Origin of the sequence: Shewanella chilikensis (genome assembly GCF_037953065.1) — a bacterium.
Classification (GTDB): Bacteria; Pseudomonadota; Gammaproteobacteria; order Enterobacterales; family Shewanellaceae; genus Shewanella; species Shewanella chilikensis.
In genome coordinates this window covers 4533174-4551811 of record NZ_CP149966.1, presented here as the reverse complement: position 1 = coordinate 4551811, position 18638 = coordinate 4533174, and the positions used below count along the sequence as shown (strand labels likewise).

The 18638-nt window shown below is 53.7% G+C and carries 17 protein-coding genes; 4 read left to right on the top strand and 13 right to left on the bottom strand.

Annotated elements, in window-relative coordinates:
- Nucleotides 1–84 precede the first annotated feature (84 nt).
- The 12 genes from WKR14_RS20445 to gspC are packed head-to-tail and all read right to left on the bottom strand — an operon-like array spanning nt 85 to nt 11567.
- On the bottom strand, nt 85–846 hold the full coding sequence (locus WKR14_RS20445) for a type II secretion system protein N (RefSeq protein WP_234555797.1): 762 nt from the start codon (nt 844–846) through the stop codon (nt 85–87).
- A 9-nt stretch (nt 847–855) separates the two neighbouring features.
- On the bottom strand, nt 856–1335 hold the full coding sequence (locus WKR14_RS20440) for a type II secretion system protein M (RefSeq protein WP_101054185.1): 480 nt from the start codon (nt 1333–1335) through the stop codon (nt 856–858).
- Nucleotides 1336–2526, bottom strand: a complete 1191-nt coding sequence (gene gspL, locus WKR14_RS20435; protein WP_226565521.1) for a type II secretion system protein GspL — start codon at nt 2524–2526, stop codon at nt 1336–1338.
- A 48-nt stretch (nt 2527–2574) separates the two neighbouring features.
- Nucleotides 2575–3567, bottom strand: coding sequence for a type II secretion system minor pseudopilin GspK (gene gspK, locus WKR14_RS20430; RefSeq protein ID WP_101054191.1), 993 nt, complete (start codon nt 3565–3567; stop codon nt 2575–2577).
- Nucleotides 3567–4310, bottom strand: a complete 744-nt coding sequence (gene gspJ, locus WKR14_RS20425; protein ID WP_101054193.1) for a type II secretion system minor pseudopilin GspJ — start codon at nt 4308–4310, stop codon at nt 3567–3569. Before gspJ ends, gspK begins: the two co-directional genes overlap by 1 nt.
- Nucleotides 4291–4674 carry a type II secretion system minor pseudopilin GspI gene (gspI, locus tag WKR14_RS20420; RefSeq protein WP_101054196.1) on the bottom strand — a complete coding sequence of 128 codons (384 nt, stop codon included), beginning with the start codon at nt 4672–4674 and terminating at the stop codon, nt 4291–4293. Before gspI ends, gspJ begins: the two co-directional genes overlap by 20 nt.
- A complete protein-coding gene (gene gspH / locus WKR14_RS20415) occupies nt 4661–5236 on the bottom strand; it encodes a type II secretion system minor pseudopilin GspH (RefSeq protein WP_101054199.1) in 576 nt (191 codons plus the stop codon). The genes gspI and gspH overlap by 14 nt, the downstream gene beginning before the upstream one ends.
- Before the next feature lies 1 nt (nt 5237).
- Complete coding sequence (gene gspG, locus WKR14_RS20410; RefSeq protein ID WP_101054202.1) at nt 5238–5672, bottom strand: type II secretion system major pseudopilin GspG; 435 nt, start codon at nt 5670–5672, stop codon at nt 5238–5240.
- Nucleotides 5673–5721: 49 nt separating this feature from the next.
- Entirely contained in the window at nt 5722–6945 is a 1224-nt protein-coding gene (gene gspF, locus WKR14_RS20405; protein WP_101054205.1) for a type II secretion system inner membrane protein GspF, read from the bottom strand.
- A 3-nt stretch (nt 6946–6948) separates the two neighbouring features.
- Nucleotides 6949–8514, bottom strand: a complete 1566-nt coding sequence (gene gspE, locus WKR14_RS20400) for a type II secretion system ATPase GspE (RefSeq protein ID WP_339087124.1) — start codon at nt 8512–8514, stop codon at nt 6949–6951.
- A complete protein-coding gene (gene gspD / locus WKR14_RS20395; protein ID WP_165565888.1) occupies nt 8507–10630 on the bottom strand; it encodes a type II secretion system secretin GspD in 2124 nt (707 codons plus the stop codon). The genes gspE and gspD overlap by 8 nt, the downstream gene beginning before the upstream one ends.
- A 25-nt stretch (nt 10631–10655) precedes the next feature.
- A complete protein-coding gene (gene gspC / locus WKR14_RS20390; RefSeq protein ID WP_165565889.1) occupies nt 10656–11567 on the bottom strand; it encodes a type II secretion system protein GspC in 912 nt (303 codons plus the stop codon).
- A gap of 258 nt (nt 11568–11825) precedes the next feature.
- Here gspC and hslR point away from each other — a divergent pair, with 258 nt between their 5' ends.
- From hslR to WKR14_RS20370, 4 genes are all read left to right on the top strand, one after another.
- Nucleotides 11826–12224, top strand: a complete 399-nt coding sequence (hslR, locus tag WKR14_RS20385) for a ribosome-associated heat shock protein Hsp15 (RefSeq protein ID WP_101054217.1) — start codon at nt 11826–11828, stop codon at nt 12222–12224.
- Nucleotides 12225–12243: 19 nt separating this feature from the next.
- A complete protein-coding gene (gene hslO, locus WKR14_RS20380) occupies nt 12244–13107 on the top strand; it encodes an Hsp33 family molecular chaperone HslO (protein ID WP_339087123.1) in 864 nt (287 codons plus the stop codon).
- 164 nt (nt 13108–13271) lie between these two features.
- Nucleotides 13272–14813, top strand: a complete 1542-nt coding sequence (locus WKR14_RS20375; RefSeq protein WP_101054222.1) for a phosphoenolpyruvate carboxykinase — start codon at nt 13272–13274, stop codon at nt 14811–14813.
- A gap of 187 nt (nt 14814–15000) precedes the next feature.
- Nucleotides 15001–16740: a hypothetical protein gene (locus WKR14_RS20370; RefSeq protein ID WP_165565891.1), complete on the top strand. Its 1740-nt coding sequence runs from the start codon at nt 15001–15003 to the stop codon at nt 16738–16740.
- A 119-nt stretch (nt 16741–16859) separates the two neighbouring features.
- Here WKR14_RS20370 and urdA read toward each other — a convergent pair whose 3' ends face one another.
- Complete coding sequence (gene urdA, locus WKR14_RS20365) at nt 16860–18614, bottom strand: urocanate reductase (protein ID WP_101054228.1); 1755 nt, start codon at nt 18612–18614, stop codon at nt 16860–16862.
- Nucleotides 18615–18638: the final 24 nt, after the last annotated feature.

Here is an 18638-nt window from a genome sequence, read left to right as displayed (position 1 = left end):
CGCTGGCGGGTTTCCGCAGGGTTTTAAACGGGAAAGCTCAAATTGAACAAATGGCAGCCGAGAGAAACCCGGCTGCCTGCTTATTTAAAGACCCGGGATTTTGCCGTTGTAATTGATGGGGAAATATCCTTGGGGATCACGCTTGCCCAGAAATGGCAGCGCTTTTTTCAGATCTTCAGACTGAGCCTGAGTCTCACGAATGCGGGCCTTGACCTCAAGTTGTTCATTGGCCTTGAGCAGCAAGGTGCCGGCCACGCCTATGGCGTTTTTCTCTTCATCGGTCGCCAGTTGCACCTGACCGGCAACACACTGCAGGCCGAGTTCTATGTCTCCCAAGGGATATTGGCCAAACTGGTTCTTGATGCCGACCCGATTGAGAAATACTTTGCCGCTGAGCGCCTCACACCAAGGCTGGCCTTGCGCCAGAGTGTCCAGTAACACTGAGACTTCACCGCTTACCTGGGTGCGAAATGGCAGACGACTGCCAGCCAAGAGAAATTCTGCCGGTGCTTCAAAACGCAGCTTCTCGGCGCTGATACCGCCGGCAGCTAAGGTGAGTTGCCCCTTGGCACTGACAGCACTGGCGCGACTGCCCAGCTGGAAGTCCAGTTTGGCTTTGCCGGTCAGCAGCGCCCAGGGACTGAGATCCCAGCTCAGCTGTTCCAGCTGACGTTGTTGCAGCTTAATGACATCAATACTGCCGCTCCAGATAGTACCGCTGACGCCACCGAGTTGCAGATTATTTGGCAGAGGTGCCAGCGAAACCGCTAACCTTGCAGGAAAGAGTGCCAGCATAAATGCCAGGTAGATCAGCACACAGAGTATTATTTTACTAATCAGTTTCAAGACTACACCTTACGACTGAGATAACTGGATTCGTCTGACTTTCACCATGCCAGGGCTATCACCTTCGGCCAGATCCAGGCTGTCCAGCGACAAGCCCTGTTTCTGTACCAGATCCCCAAGATAGGAGATCAGGCTATCGAAGGGCACTTCATCCATCCAGATCTGGATCTGTTTCCCCTGTGGTGCCATGCGGGTGATCTCTAAGTCATAGCTGGCGGCACTCTGGGTCACCACAGTGCTGAGACTCCCCTTGAGAGCCGGTCTGTCGCCGCTTTGTTTGATACCGGCAATTTTATTGGCTGTCTGTTTCACAAAGCTGAGCATCTGGGTCTGAGCATTGAGGTTACTCTGTGCCTTCTGCTCGGCATTGCTTATCGGTGTCCAGATCCCCCAATAAAGGATCCCGACAGCGACTATCACTGCCATGGCCGCGACCAATTGCTGCTCCCGCTGCGCCAGTGATTCCCACCAGTTACGCAAATTTTCCATTTATTTGCTCCTCAGGGTCAGAGTACTGGTGACCGCATTTTCAGTACTGTTCATTGCCCCACCCTCGAGATGGAATTGACGCCCGGCCAGCTCTTTGAACTGTTCTATCTGGGCGTAGCTCTTGGCCGTCACCTGCATACGGATTTCATTGCGCCCGGCATCAAATCTCAGGCTATTGGGCTTGAGATCCGGCACTTGTTTGAAAGCGCCTTCCAGTCCATCCAGCATGGCAAAAAATTCACCACCCGAACCACTGCCCTGCAGGGTTCTGAGCTGAGATTCCAGCTGCGAGCGCAGATTGACTATCCGCGAACTGCCGGGAACCACCTGACGATAAATGTTTTCGCTCTGCGCCTTCAAGTCATCGGCCTCACTCTGCATCTGATGTATGTTAAGCCCCTTGTTAATCAGGCCAAGCAGCAGAGCTATGGCGGCGACAACAGCCACCCGTTTCCAAAGCAGCAGATGCTTACTGTATTCACGCTTGGGGACATAGGGGCCGGACAGCAGATTGATAGGTGACTTGAGTAGCCCCTTGGCCAACACCAGCATGGGCATCTCCAGCGGCATCTGCCGACACTCCAGCTCTGGCCATTGAAATTCGGTATAGCAGGCCAGGCTCGGTGCCGTTTGCTGCTCTTCGAGCAACCCAGGCAGTAAGGGTTGCAGCCACTCCTTGGGCATGCTCATACCCATGCCTTCGCCGGTACGCAGCAACAGCTGATCTTCATAGGCCATCAGGGCCCAATCACAGTCTTCCCGCTCCAGAGCCAGACAATCCGGTACCATTTTACGTACCTTGAGCCCGGCCTCGTTCAGCCAGGAGATCCAGTTTTGCATCTGTTCATGGGCAACCACAGCCACACTTAGGCTCTCGCCACTGCGGGGGCCAACGACGAAGTGCAGCTCATCAACATTCTGGGCCAGGGTATCTTCAAGCAGAAAAGGCAACGCCTTGAGAGCCTGGCGTTGGCCCTTCTCCGGTAGTTCGACCGAAGTAAGCTGAATGGCACTGGCCGGCACTAACACATCGACCGGGCGATTCCCGGCTCGTTGCGTCAGGGTTGCCAGCGACCGCGCATCAACCAGCTCTCCCGAGGCAATAATCTCCTGTTCCTGCTCAGACCATACGACCCAGGCGCAGGGCGAGCCCAGGTTCTTGCCTAAACGGATAAATAAGCGTTCACTCACTATTATTCTCCACAATCCCTGGCCTTGGAGGCTTAGGGGCTTGTCCTGTTATTCTTGTCCGCCATATTGCCGGGTCAACACTTCGAGCCGATTCCCACCCACTATATGCAGCATACTTTCCAATCGGAACAGGGCATCATCCACCCTGGCCTTGGCCTCCAGCTTAAAAAACTTACTGTTGACCACAAAACTGGACTTGAGCTGATCATTCTTACTGGCAATCGAGGTTAAAGAACCCAGCGCCCAGAAATCTTCTATTTTGTCGAAGCCCCCCGCTGGGCGCTGGTTAATAATGCTTTCTGCCTCGCCTACCGAGATCTGGTTTTCCAGCATGCCGGCCAGCAGTGCAGCCTGCTCAACCTTGATGGTATTGACGTTCAACAACTGTCGGTCATTTCCCGGTATGGCGCAAACATAGGGCTTTAAAATGCGATAAGTCTCTTGGTTAAAGCCAAACACGGCCCTGAGTTCACTGCTGTGACTCATTAGCGTGTTGGCCGCCCGGTAAGGGACAACTCGCGCTTCATACTCAGCATCTTCGGCGCCAAAGGGTGAGGCTATCGAATCCTCATCCAGATAATCTTTCAGCGTATGGGTCAGACGTTCGGCACCGAATTCATCCATCCCCAAGGACTCCAGTAATCCTTTGAACTGTCTGGCGGCCAGCGACATCTTTTGCGGTTGGCCATCAGCCGCCTCTTTGCTGCTGACACTCAAGGCGTTGAGGTTAAAACAGCTGCGAAGATCGGAAATGGTGCCGCCGATTTCGCCATTTTCTGCCGGGAGAATGACATCTGCCAGTGCCCAGTATTGTTGCAAATGTACCCGACCTTCCGAGTCATCCAGATCTTGTTTTAATACCTTGCGCGCCAACTCTTCGGCCGAAATGGCATACCAGTAAGCTTGGTCATACTGCGCCAGATTCAAGGTTCTGCGCACCGACAACTGGTTGCGCCCGGTAATACTGGTCGCCAGCACGGCCACAATCGCCACTATCAGCAGCACCACTATCAGAGCAACCCCTCTTTGTTTGCCTTTCATCAGAGTTCCTCTTTACCTTGGCCTGAGTCATTACCCTCTTGGCCGTCCGACTCCTGCTGATTGCCATCGGTATTAGTGCTGCTGTTGTTATCCCCTTTGTTAGTGTCGCCACTATTATCATTCTGTTTGTCGGCTGCCGGGGCTCCAATCGGCAACAGGAATTTGCGGCTGATAACGCCTCTGTCCTCTGTCTCTATCTCTATGGCGATCGCCTTGGGTAACTTGCTGGCCTCAACCTTGCGTTGCCACTTGTCCTCGACAAAAAACGCGTATTTGACCGATAACACCTTATCCATCAATACGGTTTTAATCGGCTCGGCGCCGAATTCCGGCTCGGGGTAAGGATAGTACCAACGCTCGAGCCGGCCTTCCTGCACCACATAGGCCACAGACTGCAGGCTGCCTCGTGGCAGCAAGCCTCCCGGGTTGAGCCAACCGAGACGGAAAAACACCAGCGCCTCGGATTCAGAGTCCAGAATATCGGTCCCGGTTTGAAATACTGTGCTGCCACGGCCGCCTTCCAGTAGCCTGGGAGTACGGGCCACCATCTGCCCCAGATCCCGCTCCAACACCCCAAAGCCCTGCTGCAAGTATTTGAGTTGCTGTGAAAAATCGCGGGTCACCTCGTCGTTCTTCAGCACAGTTTGTAATACGGCATTAGCTGCCAGGCCCAACATGGCGAAGATCGCTATGGCGATCAGCATCTCCAGCAGGGTAAAGCCGCTATTCCTGCTTGAGTACATAAGAGTTCACCTGAGCGATGATCCGCTCGAATTTGTCATCATCGCTGACGCTGATCCGGATCATTCGAAAATTATCATCTGTGGTCTTGACCACCTCTTTGCGCCAATACCAGGTTTGGCCGGCCAGTTCGCTGCGACCATCTTTACGTCCAAGAGCAGGAAAGCCCTTTTCCAACCTGGCATCCACCATCTGGTTATCTGCCACCCACTGTGCCAGGGTGCGCTGTTCCAGAATCGGCATATTGGCAATCTGATCGCCTATGCTCTTGGTAATGGCCACCGCAGCAATGGCAAATACCGCCAGGGCGACTATCACCTCCAGCAGCGTCATCCCCCTTTGCCGGGCAAGTTTATTCGAAATCATCGAACCTCCCCAGCTTGAGGCGCCCCAGGCTATCACCACTGACCAGTACCTCGACGGTTTCACCCAGGCTGTCGCTGGCGATAAAGCTCAGCTCGAAAGCGGTCATTTCGCCACTTGGCAGCAGCATGATCTGCGGCTCGGGAAACTTCTTTTTGTCCGCGTCCGATTCCTCGATAAAGGGCTCGTCGAACCAGGAATCCTGCTCTTCATCTTCCTGCACCAAAGGTAAGCCTTCGAGCTCGACCGACAGCGTAATGCCTTCCGGCAACTGCTTTTCGGCCAGCAGTCTGTCCTGCTCCAGCGGTTGCCATTTGTTTTCTTTAAACAGCACGAAGTGGTACTTATCCTTGTCCACCACCACTCCGATAAACTGGCCACTGAGTACAGTTTCATCCAGCACTGTCTCTGTGGCCGCCATAAATCTCTGCGCCTCACGGGTTAACTGTTGCTTGGGGCCGCTGTCCCCCATTGTCATGGTCACAGCCGTAGCTGCCAGCCCCATCAGCAGCACAACCAGCATCACTTCCAGCAGGGTAAAACCCAGTGAGCGCCTGATTTGCATCTTATTGGAAGTCTTGCAGATTCCAGTTGCCTATATCGTCTTCTGTGCCGGGCTGTCCGTCAGGACCTGAGCTGAAGACGTCTATCTTGCCGTGTTCGCCTGGGCTCATCAGCAGATACGGATTCCCCCAGGGGTCCATAGGCAGACGCTTAACATAACCGCCGTCGCGGTAGTTACGAGGCTCAGGTGAAATGGTCGGTTTCTGGACCAGAGCTTCCAGCCCCTGTTCGGTTGTGGGGTACACGCTGTTGTCCAACTTGTACATGTCCAGCTGGTTTTCCAGTGCGACTATGTCAGATACCGCCTTTTGTTGGTCGGCCTTGTCCTTGTTACCCATCAGGTTGGGCACCACCATGGAGGCCAGGATCCCCAGGATCACTATCACCACCATCACTTCCAGCAGGGTAAAACCTTTCTGTCTGTTGTTGCTTTGCATTAACTTACTTCCTCCTAAAAAATCTCAAATGGCTGCGGTGAAATGAGACTCAGCCACTAATCATATTGTTGAGCGCCAATATCGGTTGCAAAATCGCCAGAACAATAAACAACACTATCCCGGCCATACTCACCACCAACAGGGGTTCAAACACCCCCAAGGCGATATTGACGTTGGACTCAAACTCCCTGTCCTGGTTATCTGCGGCGCGCTCGAGCATCTGCTCCAGCTCACCACTCTTCTCACCCGAGGCTATCATATACAACATCATGGGCGGGAACAGCTTGGTATTTGTCAGTGCTGCCCCCAGACTGGTTCCCTCACGCACTCTGGCCGTGGCCTCTTCCACCGCCTGACGCACCCGTACATTCAGCAAGACCTCACTGGCGATTCGCATGCCATCGAGCAGGGGCACTGAACTGGCACTGAGGATGCTCAAGGTTCGGGCAAAGCGTGACGTATTCAACCCCTTGCTGACCTTGCCCACCACAGGCAAACGCAGCAACAGCTTGTGATACTTGAGTTTGAAGGCGGGCTTGGTGAGCATCTTCTGAAACAGCAGTGCCAGCAATACTATGGCGCCCAGGACGAACAAGCCGTAATGCTGAACAAAGTCAGAGGCGGCAATCAAAAACTGGGTGGTACCGGGTAACTCCTGGCCCATATGTTCAAATTGACCAACCACTTTGGGCACTACAGCCGCCAGCAGCACGGCGATAACGCCGATAGCCACTGTGGTCAGCACTATGGGGTAGATCATCGCCTGGGTCAGCTTGGTCTTGAGTTGTTGGCGCCGCTCTGTGTAGTCTGCCAGACGATTGAGTACGATTTCCAGATGACCGGATTTTTCGCCCGAGGCCACCATGGCGCGGTAGAGATCATCAAACACGTGGGGAAACTCGGCCATGGAGTCGGCCAGCGAGTAGCCTTCCACCACCCGCGAGCGTACAGCCATCACCATGGAGGCGAGACGGTCTTTCTCACATTGTTGGCCCACGGCCTTGAGGGCCTCTTCCACCGGCAAACCGGCAGCAACCAGGGTCGCTATCTGGCGGGTGATCAGCGCCAGTTCGGCCACGGAGATCTTCTTGCGCCGCGCGAACCAACTGCCACTGCTGGCCTTGGCTTCTTTTTCGGTGACCGGGGCGATATCCAGCGGCATCAGCTTCTGTTCACGCAGCTGACTGCGGGCCAGTCTGGCGGTATCGGCTTCGATAACCCCTTTGACCTGCTTTCCGGCTTGATTGAGCGCCTTATACTCGAATGCCGCCATGAATTACTCCTCGCGGGTCACGCGCAGCACTTCTTCCAGGGTAGTGATCCCCGCCAGCACCTTGACCATGCCATCATGGCGAATGCTGGGGCTGTGCTGACGAATGTATTTTTCAATCGCCAGTTCGCCACGGCCGCCGTGAATGAGTTCGCGGACATTGTCGTCCACCAGCAGCAGTTCATGGATCCCGGTACGGCCACGATAGCCGTTATGGCCACAGCTTTTGCAGCCCTTGGCGCGATAGATCAACGCTTCTTCATCACCTATTCCCAAGAGCTCACGTTCGCGGGCATCCGGGGCATGGGCTTCCTTACATTCGTTACATAGAGTCCGCACCAGGCGTTGGGCCAGCACTCCAAGCAGACTGGAGGACACCAGGAAAGGTTCTACGCCCATGTCTTGCAAACGGGTAATGGCACCGGAAGCCGTGTTGGTGTGCAAGGTAGAGATCACCAGGTGGCCGGTGAGTGAGGCCTGCACCGCAATCTGAGCAGTTTCAAGGTCACGGATTTCCCCTATCATCACCACATCAGGATCCTGACGCAGAATGGCCCGCAATCCACGGGCGAAGGTCATGTCCACCTTGGTGTTGACCTGGGTCTGGCCTATGCCTTCCAGCTCGTATTCAATCGGATCTTCAACTGTGAGTATGTTGATGTCGTTGTGATTGATTTCGGTCAGACCGGCATAGAGGGTAGTACTCTTACCCGATCCCGTGGGGCCGGTCACCAAAATAATGCCGTGAGGTTTACGGATCAGCTCATCGAACTGGTGGCGAATGCTGTCTTTCATTCCCAGCTGTGCCAAGTCCAGATTGCCGGCGTTCTTATCCAGTAAACGTAGTACGACCCGCTCGCCGTGGCTCGATGGCATGGTCGATACCCGCACATCCACAGCGCGGCCACCGATACGCAGTGAGATCCGGCCATCCTGCGGCACCCGCTTTTCAGCGATATCCAAACGGGCCATGACCTTGATCCGCGATACCAGGAGTGATGAAAGCTTACGGTTCGGCTTGAGCACTTCCTTGAGCACGCCATCAACCCGGAAACGCACCACCAGCTGCTTTTCATAGGTTTCAATATGAATATCCGAAGCTTCCTCTTTGATGGCTTCAGACAATAGCGCGTTGATCAGTTTGATGATGGGCGCATCATCTTCCCCTTCCAGCAGATCTTCGGTCTGCGGCATCTCTTCTGCCAGGGTAAAGAGATCCATCTCATTGCCTATGTCTTCCATTAACTGCTGCGCCTCGGAAGAGTTACTCTGATAGGCCTGAGTCAGGTAGCGCTCAAACTCATTGGCTTCCAGTTTGTGCAGCGGCAGTTCCTGGCCGGCATAGCGACGCACCTCAAACAGCACAGACAAGGGCGTTGCCTGGGTGTAATAGAGGGTTAATTGTTCCTCTTGGTTCTTGCTGAGCACCAGGTTGTATCTGTGAGCAAAGGCAAATGGCAGTCGCTCACGACTGCTTGAATGAAACAGTTCGTCACTCTCGGACTCGGCGACCAACGCCAGTTCACTGGAAACCTGGGCCAGATCGTCTGTTGGCGGCTGGACTTCACTCATCTTCTTCGCCCTGCTTGTTTTCATCCAGCGTCTTCAAGGTGGAGTCTGTTTTACGCATCTTGGTATCCAGCCCCTTACCCTGCTTGTAACGATCGAGGATCTCATTGACTTCAGGCGGCAGATACTCTTCCTGGCTCCATTCTTCCAACATGGGCACATCAGTCCTAGGCATCAGGTTGATACCACGTTCTTGCTGTTCCAGCTGCAGGGCACGGAAGTAGTTGTATTTACGGCCGGCAATGCCTTCCATGGTGACACCGTCACGGATGATGGTCGGCTTGATAAATACCATCAGGTTCTTTTTCTTCTTGCCGCTGCTGGATGACTTGAACAGATGCCCTAAAATCGGGATATCGCCAAGGAAAGGCACCTTCTGGACGCTTTCCTGTACCTCTTCATTAATTAGCCCCCCCAGCACCACGATTTGGCCCGAGTCGGCCATTACGGTAGTCGTCAGCCGGCGGGTGGCAAAGGTCACGTCCACATTGGTCTTGCCGTTGATGCCGGAGACTTCCTGCTCAATGGTGAGCTTGACGGCATTGCCTTCGTTGATCTGCGGCACCACCTTGAGCTTGACCCCGACTTCTTTGCGTTCAACGGTTTGGAATGGGTTGCTGTTGCCATTGCTGGAGTTCTGCGCGCCAGTAAGGATAGGCACTTCGTCACCGACGATGAATGAGGCTTCCTGGTTGTCCAGGGTGGTAATAGAAGGGGTCGCCAATACGTTTGAGTTGGTATCGCTGGACACCGCCTGTATCAGAGCGCCAAAGTCGCCCATGGTCACACCCCAGGCCATGCCGTTCACCTTGCCGAGCGCCTGGGCCAACAGGGTGATATCGCCCTTGGTGTCAGGGTTTTGGGTACAGGTCATGGTGTCACCCGAACCGGTACAGGTCTGGGAGGCTTTGGTGTCCTGCGCATTCCAGATACCCGCACCAATTTCACCTATGGTGGGGCCCAGGTTGTTGAACTGAGTACCACCACCGGCCTCTGTGGCCCACTGAATGCCGAAGCCCACATCATCCCCTTCGGCGACCTCGACTATGATGGCCTCCACCAGCACCTGGGCGCGGCGGATATCCAATTGGTTGATCACGCTCTCCAGGGTACGCATCTGATCCGGCTCGGCGCTGATCACCAGAGCATTGGTGTCTTCATGGGCCATGATATTGATTTCATTGCGGCGTTTACCGCCGGCGCTGCCTGGCGCCGGTGCTGCACCATCTTTAGCTTCCAGCTTTTGGGCAAAGCCGGTCAGCACTTCTACCAGGTCTTCGGCCTTGGCATAACGTAAATAGCGCACCTTGGTATTGCCTGTGCTGGCCTGCTCGGCATCGAGGCGATGAATAAGCTCCACTACCCGTTGACGGCTGCGTTCATCGCCACTGACCACCACGGCGTTGATCCGTTCATCGGCCACCACCTTGGGTGCTTGGCCCGGTAGCTGTGCCTGGTTGGCACTGGCGCGGTAGAGGGTATCTATGATCCGCACCATCTCACCGGCAGAGGCGTATTCCAAGGGTACTACCTGAACTTCGGTGTCACCCTGCTTGTCTACCCGGCGCACAATCTCCACCAGCTTATTGACCACATTGGCGCGGCCGGTGATCATCAACACATTGGAAGGATCATAGTTGACTACGTTGCCGCCACCGGCGTTGTCATTGAGCTGACGCAGCAAAGGCGCCAGCTGTTTGGCTTCTGTGTTGTACAGCGCCACTATGCGGGTCACCATCTCATCGCCAAGTCCCGGGGTATTGTCATCGGCAACCCGAATGGAAGAGGTTTTGGCGTCTTTGTCTTTAATTACCTTGATAACATTGTTTTCCAGCTCGACCACGGCATAACCGTAGACCTGCAGCACGTTGAGGAAAAATTGGTAATACTGCTCATCATTGAGCATGTCATAGCTGCGGACGTTTATTTTGCCGCGAATAGTGGGATCGACAATGATGGTCTTGTTGAGGTTTTTACCAACTATGTTGATAAACTCCTGAATATCGGTGCCTTTAAAGTTTGCCGCATATTGCTCAGACCAAGCGCTTGGCTGGGTCAGCAAGGCCGCGGTAGCTACCAGACCAGCGATAAGCTTGGTTCGAATCCGTTTATTGTTCATTATTGTGCTTTCCTCTAAACCTGCTTTATTGCGGCAAACTAAACATGATTTCAACCAACTGACCCTCGCGCTCTACCATCACAGAGACTTCGGTCAGCTCCGGCAACTGGCCCATCACCTCCAGCGCCTGACTCATATCAGTTAAATCATAACCATTGATGGATTTTGCCAGGTCATTGGGCTGGAACCCGGCATCCTTGAATAACCCGGCATCTTTGCCCGGATTGAGTCTGTACCCTTGCACTTCACCATCTTTTTGAACCGGTGAAATTGCCAGGTAATCGGTAATTTTGCTGGGATCGGCCAGCAACTCATCGCGGGAAGCCACCAACTCGCGGCCAATGTCGGCATCACGACGGTCAACCTTGGTCACGTCACCACCGCTGCGGGCTTGCTGCAACTGAGCATTGGCTTGAGATTGAGTAGTATATTGCAGGCCGTCGAGCATCAGAGTCTCGTAACGACCGGCATTGGTAATAATGATACGGTCGGCATACACCTCTTTCAGCGATGCCGAGGTGCCCTTGATCTTATCGCCCAGGCTGTAGGTTTCCTGACTGCCTTGAGATTCGATAATCGCCAGGCCTTTCTGCTCGGCGCTGGACGCCACCACCCCGGTTAACAGAATCGACAGTGACGTTTTGGGGGCATCTGTGATCATTTCAGTTGCAACTTCTTTAGGCTTGGTGCTGCTGGCGTTTTTCTTGCCGAACAGCGCCAAACCATTGATACCGCTGATGTCGACATTCTGTGATTGGGGACCTGACACCGGGGTTGGTGTCCAGTTGGCAGTCGGTTTTCCTGTCGGGATTAGTTTCCAACTAATCTGTGCCGTCAAATACAGAACCAATAGCAACAATAGCCAAAACACGGCAGTGCTGGCGGGTTTTTGCGGTATGCTGCCCGTCTTGGCGATAATCTTATCCAATAAATCCATATTTTCCGGACCCTCTAATCAGGTCTCTGTTCTGATTATAATAGTGAATGAAACCTTCGCCATGCTAACCCACACTCTTGTTTGCAACAAGACCATAACAGGGGGTTGGTTGGCGAAAATTGTACGATTATGCTACCTTTGCGCGCCTGGAAAGGGTGTGAAGCGCTCCACTGTTTAACCCTGTATTGGCGGCTTGGACAAGGGGTTTATCCCCGAGTTGTGAGCTCATCCCCTTTTTCAATTATGACAGGAGTATCCATGGCCAATAGTAATGACAGCGCCGAGGCGGTCCGGCTCGATAAATGGCTCTGGGCGGCGCGCTTTTACAAGACCCGCGCCCTGGCCAAAGAGATGATCAACGGCGGTAAAGTACATTACAACGGTCAAAGAGCCAAATCCAGCAAGCTGGCAGAAGTCGGTGCGCGCATTAGGTTACGCCAGGGATATGACGAAAAAGAGATCGTCATAAAAAAAGTTTCCGGTGTCCGTCAGGGAGCGGCTATCGCCCAGAGCCTGTACGAAGAAACGCCGCAGAGTATACAAAAACGGGAAAGCAATGCTGAAGCCAGAAGGCTCAACATACTGCATAATCCGGCGCCCGATACCAAGCCGGATAAGAAACAGCGGCGGCAAATCATTCGCTTCCGCGAGACCTGAATTAACTGTGAGAAACCCAATGAACCAAGATACTCTCCATCGCTATCTGTTTGATAACGCTGATGTAAGGGGTGAACTGGCCCAGCTTGGTGACAGCTATCGCCAGATAATTAGCACCCACGATTACCCGGAGCGCCTTAAGGTCCTGCTGGGTGAATTGCTGGCGGCGACTTCGCTGCTGACGGCAACACTGAAATTTGAAGGTGATATCAGTGTACAGCTTCAGGGGCAGGGTGGTCCGGTGTCACTGGCGGTGATCAACGGTAATAACCGTCAGGAATTAAGGGGTGTTGCTCGCTGGCAGGGTGAGATTGCCACAGATGCAACACTGGATCAGCTCTTTGGCCAAGGTTATATGGTCATCACCCTGACCCCGACTGAAGGCGAGCGTTACCAGGGCGTCGTGGCGCTGGATAAGCCCAGCATCGCCGAATGTCTGGAGAGCTACTTTGCCCAATCCGAGCAATTGCCTACAGGTATCTGGTTATTTGCCAATGGTGAACATGCCGCTGGTATGTTGCTGCAAGTATTGCCGAGTGAGCTGAGTGAAAATACCGAGTTTGAACACCTGACTCAGCTGACCGCGACGATTAAGGCCGAAGAGTTATTCAACCTACCAGCCACCGAAGTCCTGCACCGCCTCTACCATCAAGAGCAGGTGCGACTGTTCGATCCTGTGAGTGTCAGCTTCAAGTGTACCTGTTCCCGTGAGCGCAGCGCTGCAGCCATCCGCACCCTGGCGAAGGAAGAGATAGACGCTATCATTCAGGAGAAGGGGCTGGTGGAGATGGGCTGTGAATATTGCAACAGTCACTACCGCTTCGATGCCATCGATATTGAAGCCATTTTTGCCAACAGTCAGACACCGAATACTCCCCAATAATGGGGTGATATTCAGTTGTTTTTAAGAGAGCGAGTGATCGCTCTCTTTTTTTTGTCATTTTTCAGAACATGCTCACACTTTAGCCGCGGCTTAAGTTACAATCGCGCCAACCCGACAGCAGACCGGGACTTTACCAGACCTCATAATAGATGGAGACCTTACTTATGGCGGCAGAAGCAAACCGCATTCAACTCAACCTCAACAGTGCCCAACTGGTCGAGCAGGCTATTCTGCGCGGCGAGGGCACTCTGACAGCCAACGGCGCCCTGGTGGCCCAGACCGGCGAGCGCACAGGCCGTTCACCCGCGGATCGTTTTATTGTCAAGGAGCCGGGTACCGAGGCAGATATCGAGTGGGGCGCGGTCAACCAGGCGTTTGAACCTCAGAAGTTTGCCGCACTGTGGGAGCAAGTCGAAGCCTATCTGGCCGACAAGCAAGTATTTGTCTCTGAACTGGAAGTCGGCGCCGATGCTGATCACTATTTGCCTATCAGAGTTACAACTGAATACGCCTGGCACCAATTGTTTGCCCGTAATCTGTTTATCGTACCTGAGCACTATAACCAGAGCCACAAACCCGAGTGGCAGATCATCAACGCGCCAGGCTTTGTTTGCTCACCCGAGCGCGATGGCACTAACTCGGACGGTACAGTGATCATCAACTTCGCCGAACGTAAGGTATTGCTGGCCGGTATGCGCTATGCCGGTGAAATGAAAAAATCCATGTTTTCGGTACAAAACTTCCTGCTGCCGGCTAAAGATGTACTGCCGATGCACTGCTCGGCCAACGTCGGCAAAGACGGTGACACAACTCTCTTCTTTGGTCTTTCAGGTACAGGCAAGACCACACTGTCTGCCGATCCCAAGCGTTTCCTTATCGGTGATGACGAGCACGGCTGGGCCGAAGGTGGCGTCTTCAATATTGAAGGTGGCTGCTATGCCAAGTGTATCGACCTCAGCCAGAAAAATGAGCCGGTGATCTGGGATGCGATTCGCTTCGGCACTGTGCTGGAAAACGTGGTACTGGACGCGCAGCGCGTGCCCGACTATAAGGATGCCAGCCTGACCGAGAACACCCGCGCCGCTTACCCGCTGGAGCACATAGCCCAGCGCAAGGAAGACAACCGTGGCAACGAGCCACACGCCGTTGTGTTCCTCACCTGTGACGTTTCCGGCGTCCTGCCCCCGGTAGCCAAACTCAGTAAGGAACAGGCGGCTTATCACTTCCTCTCAGGTTATACCGCCAAGGTGGGTTCCACCGAAGTGGGTTCAACCGCCGCGATTCAGTCAACCTTCTCCACCTGTTTCGGTGCTCCCTTCTTCCCTCGTCCTGCCGGGGTTTACGCCGAGCTGCTGATGAAGCGTATTCAAGCCTTCGGCAGCCAGGTTTACCTGGTGAATACAGGTTGGACTGGTGGCCCTTACGGCGTGGGCAAACGTTTCGATATTCCCGTCACCCGCGCCATAGTGGATGCCATCGTCAGTGGTGAACTCAAAGAAGTGCCGACCGAACATATCGAGCAATTGAACCTGGATGTCCCGGTTGCTATTCCCGGCGTCGACAGCGCGCTGCTCAATCCGGTCAACACTTGGGCTGACAAGGAAGAATACGCCAAGTATGCCAAACAGCTGGCCGAATCCTTCCAGAGCAACTTCGCCAAGTATCAGGTGTCTGATGCCATCAAGGCCGCAGGCCCCAAAGCCTGATAACAACAGATGTCACTTAAGCGGCTCCTCAATGGAGCCGTTTTTATTGGCCAATTCCTGCTCTTGTCATAAAAGGGATTTAGTCTATTCAATGGACTCGCAAAGACTTAGTGCTTTCGGGGGGTTGTGATCACCCCAAAGGCTAAGGAAAATGCATCTTCAAATTTAATTAATCACGGACGATCAAATGGTTAAACCAAAGTATCTCGCAGTACTCCTTAGCGCCACGCTGCTCTCCGCCTGCGGTAATTCCGACTCAGATGACAACCAACCACCTGTGACCAAGGATATCAGTGTTCTGGGGCAGGTCAGTTATTTGGGGGCTGTACCTGGTGCCGATGTCTGCGCCGATCTCAATCGTAACTTGTCTTGTGATGCCGATGAGCCCACAACAACAACCGACAGCGACGGCAAGTATCAGCTTGATTGGCGCAGCGATGATCCTACGGCCAACTATTATCTGCTGGCCAGCTGGATAGCGCAGGTTAGTGACAATTCCTCAGTCAAACGGCAGCACAATAAGCAGAGTGTCGCTGCCCGGACCGCAGATGATGGCAGTCTGGTGCTTTTTGCCCAGAACCAGCATACAGGCGCCATCAACCTGGTGACCCATTTGGAATTCAGTCGTTTCCAGCAGATGCTGCAGGTGGGCATTAGTGATGCCCGGCGCGATTCCCTGCTTCAGGAACTCAGGCAGTTATATTCTCTGTTGTTTGCCTCTGAAGGCGAGAACCCCTACCAGCTCCCAGCCGAGGTCACAGCTACGCCGACCTTTGCCGAGGCATTTTGGCTACTGCAACATATTCACGCTTTGACTGCAGCTCAGATAGAAAAGCTTCTCGGTGAAGGCAATCAAGAGGCAATTCTGGCGGCCGAACAGACTCTGGCTATGACCCTGAATGAGTTGCGACACTTGATTGCCGCCAGTGGTCAGACAGCGGCGACATTCCTGGCCACAGATCCTCAAGAGGTGCGTAACAAGGTAAACAACGCCATGGTGGCCCTGGGTTATCTGGAACCTCTTGATGATAAAACCATGAACGACAATGACTGGGTGATAGTGCTTAATGGCTTGATGGAAGATGATGAGCAAGTTCATCTGTTGGATCTGGGGCTGACTGGCGCGCCGGAGTTTTTCTCCCTGCAATATGGTGACCTTTCAAAATTTTTGATCGGTAGTGTCAACCAAGGCAAGGTCTTGGCTCAGGATATCACTCCGGGAGATGAGGTCGCCAACGAGTGCTGGAATACCCAAATGGAGCGCTGGATAAATGCCGAACGCAAGGATCAAGGCTATCGCCCAAGTGCGCCGGTTATCGAAGGCAATCAACTGCATACTTTTTATGATGGTACTCAGGTGCCAATCACTATGCAGGTGGACAAGTACCAGACCAGCGATGAAGACTGGCAAAGCTTGCTGGCAGCTACCCCGGCTGCCCTGCAGTTGGCCAAGCTCGAATGGCCTGGACAGGTTTACCGCATCTGGACAGCGCAGCAAGCCGATGTGATGTGTCGCAATGAGGAGTTTGTTGCTTGGGAGATGCCGGTTGCCAACGCCGAAGCTCTCGACTCCAGGGCGCTGATAGCCCTCTTCTGGCCTATAGCAACAGAGGATGAGATTACCCTGGATGGTGAGCAGCGTTTTACGCTGAACTTTGGCTATGGTCCTGAAAGCTATGAGTGGCAGCTGCTCCAAAGCCCAAGCGGCGCACCTTTGTTGCAGCTCACTGAGCTACTGGACAATCCAGAGCTGGCCGACAAGGTTTTGCCCAGTGCATATTTGATCCAAGGTGGCCAACTCATTGAAGTGGATATCTACCGCGCCTTTGATTTCGATGCCGGCAGGCAGCAGTTACGACTCACCTACGAGCAAAGCTTCAGCGAGCCCTTGTATCAACATTTGAAGCAATTGGCGCAGGCCAATTGAATACGGTGTGATGGAAGTGAATGTTTGTTGCTATCGCCTTCAATGAAGGAATCGCGATAAAAAAACGGCCCTTACGGGCCGTTTTGAGTTCTGGGGAGATAGATGAGTTGTTTGGCGGCTTAGTTGGCGGCAGCCTGCTGACCGGCGATACGGCCAAAGACAATGATGTCTGTATAGGCGTTGCCACCCAGGCGGTTGGTACCGTGAGTCAAACCTGTTACTTCACCGGCGGCAAACAGACCTGGGATTACCTTGCCTTGTTCATTCAGCACGTGGGTCTTGGTATCTGTTACCAGACCACCCATGGTGTGGTGTACTGATGGCGTGGCTTTCAGGATCCAGTATGGGCCCTTGCTCAAGTCCACCAACCCGGCTCTGTGGTTGAAGGCTTCATCCTTACCGGTTTTCGCATAGTGGTTCACATCCTTGATGGTCTTCTTGAGGTTTTCCAGCGGAATGTTGAATACCTTGGCGGCTTCCTCGATGCTGTCCACTTCATACATCAGACCACGGCTGGTGAAGTCTTTGTATTCACCCTGGTGCATACCAATGGTACCGGCCACATCGTCGATGTCTTTGTTCCACAACACATAGGTGTAACGACCGGGTTGTTCCAGAATCGCATGGGAGATCACGTCGCGACGTTCCAGCTCTTCCACAAAGCGCTCACCGTTTTGGTTGACCAGAATCGCGCCAAAGAAACGGGAGTCGGCGATCAGGGCAATGGCGCCAGTCTCTGGGTTACAGATAGGGTAGGTTTGGATATAGCCCAGGTTGCGGGTATCGGCATGGATCTTTTCACCCATGACAATACCGTCACCTGTACCACCTGAAATACCTGTTGTACCGTAACGCTCATCCAGCTCTGGGTTGTATTGCTTGCGCATGGCTACGTTGGCAGAGAAACCACCGGTAGCGACGACAACACCGCGCTTGGCATGATAAGTGATCTTCTTGCCGTTTTTGGTCGCCTCAACACCGACCACACGGCCGTTGTTGTCCATCAGCAGACGGTCGGCGGTAGTGTTGGTGTGAATAGGCAGACCGACTTCTTCGGCTTTCTTGGCAAATTTGCCGATCACTTCGGCGCCTGTGTGGCCTTTGGGGATCAGGGCACGCTTGACGCTGTGACCACCAAACTGGAACAACTGGTTGGGATAGAACTCAACCTTAACATAGTCACGCAGCCACTCGGCGGCATCGACAGCATTGTCCACCATCACCTTGACCATCTCGGGGTCACCCTTGAAGTCGCCCCCTTTGAGTGTGTCCTGGATAAATAGCTCTTTGGAGTCGGTAATCTCCATGTTTTTCTGTACCCAGCTACCGGCTACGTTCATTTCGGCGCCGGAGATCAGCGAGTTACCACCTATGATGGGCATTTTTTCAATGATAACGGCAGAAGCACCGGCTTCCATGGCCTCCAGACCAGCACTGAAACCGGCACCGCCTGAACCTATCACGACCACGTCATAGGTGTATTCGGCTGGTGTCAAAGCTTCATTATGCTTGGCAGTGGCACTTGCAGCTACCAGGGTCACCCCGGCAGCTTCAATACTGGCGGCTACGGCTTTCTTGAGAGCATCCGAGGTCACGGTTGCACCGGTAACCCCGTCAACATCTACAGAGTTGTTATCTATGATGGCTTGCTTCACATCCTTGAACGCGGCTGCGGCCAACACAGGGTTTTCTTTTTGCTTCAGCACGTCGATAGCCACAATACGGCCATCCTGAATGCTGGTTTCAACCTGGATCTCACCATGCTTGCCCTGGGCAGTCCCCTGACTCTTGATGATCTCATGGGTCACCTGACAGCCGGTAATCACCACGGCAGTGGATACGGCCACGCCCAAAACGGATTTGTTCAACTGCATATTCAGTTCCTGTCGATTAAAAAA

What these genes read in the sequence shown, in the direction of transcription:
- hslO (WP_339087123.1), top strand. Translation starts at nt 12,244, where the DNA reads ATGAACCAAGATACTCTCCATCGCTATCTGTTTGATAACGCTGATGTA.
- gspH (WP_101054199.1), bottom strand. Translation starts at nt 5,236, where the DNA reads ATGCAAATCAGGCGCTCACTGGGTTTTACCCTGCTGGAAGTGATGCTG.
- hslR (WP_101054217.1), top strand. Translation starts at nt 11,826, where the DNA reads ATGGCCAATAGTAATGACAGCGCCGAGGCGGTCCGGCTCGATAAATGG.
- WKR14_RS20375 (WP_101054222.1), top strand. Translation starts at nt 13,272, where the DNA reads ATGGCGGCAGAAGCAAACCGCATTCAACTCAACCTCAACAGTGCCCAA.
- urdA (WP_101054228.1), bottom strand. Translation starts at nt 18,614, where the DNA reads ATGCAGTTGAACAAATCCGTTTTGGGCGTGGCCGTATCCACTGCCGTG.
- gspD (WP_165565888.1), bottom strand. Translation starts at nt 10,630, where the DNA reads ATGAACAATAAACGGATTCGAACCAAGCTTATCGCTGGTCTGGTAGCT.
- WKR14_RS20370 (WP_165565891.1), top strand. Translation starts at nt 15,001, where the DNA reads ATGGTTAAACCAAAGTATCTCGCAGTACTCCTTAGCGCCACGCTGCTC.
- gspI (WP_101054196.1), bottom strand. Translation starts at nt 4,674, where the DNA reads ATGATTTCGAATAAACTTGCCCGGCAAAGGGGGATGACGCTGCTGGAG.
- gspC (WP_165565889.1), bottom strand. Translation starts at nt 11,567, where the DNA reads ATGGATTTATTGGATAAGATTATCGCCAAGACGGGCAGCATACCGCAA.
- gspK (WP_101054191.1), bottom strand. Translation starts at nt 3,567, where the DNA reads ATGAAAGGCAAACAAAGAGGGGTTGCTCTGATAGTGGTGCTGCTGATA.
- gspJ (WP_101054193.1), bottom strand. Translation starts at nt 4,310, where the DNA reads ATGTACTCAAGCAGGAATAGCGGCTTTACCCTGCTGGAGATGCTGATC.
- gspG (WP_101054202.1), bottom strand. Translation starts at nt 5,672, where the DNA reads ATGCAAAGCAACAACAGACAGAAAGGTTTTACCCTGCTGGAAGTGATG.
- gspE (WP_339087124.1), bottom strand. Translation starts at nt 8,514, where the DNA reads ATGAGTGAAGTCCAGCCGCCAACAGACGATCTGGCCCAGGTTTCCAGT.
- WKR14_RS20440 (WP_101054185.1), bottom strand. Translation starts at nt 1,335, where the DNA reads ATGGAAAATTTGCGTAACTGGTGGGAATCACTGGCGCAGCGGGAGCAG.
- gspF (WP_101054205.1), bottom strand. Translation starts at nt 6,945, where the DNA reads ATGGCGGCATTCGAGTATAAGGCGCTCAATCAAGCCGGAAAGCAGGTC.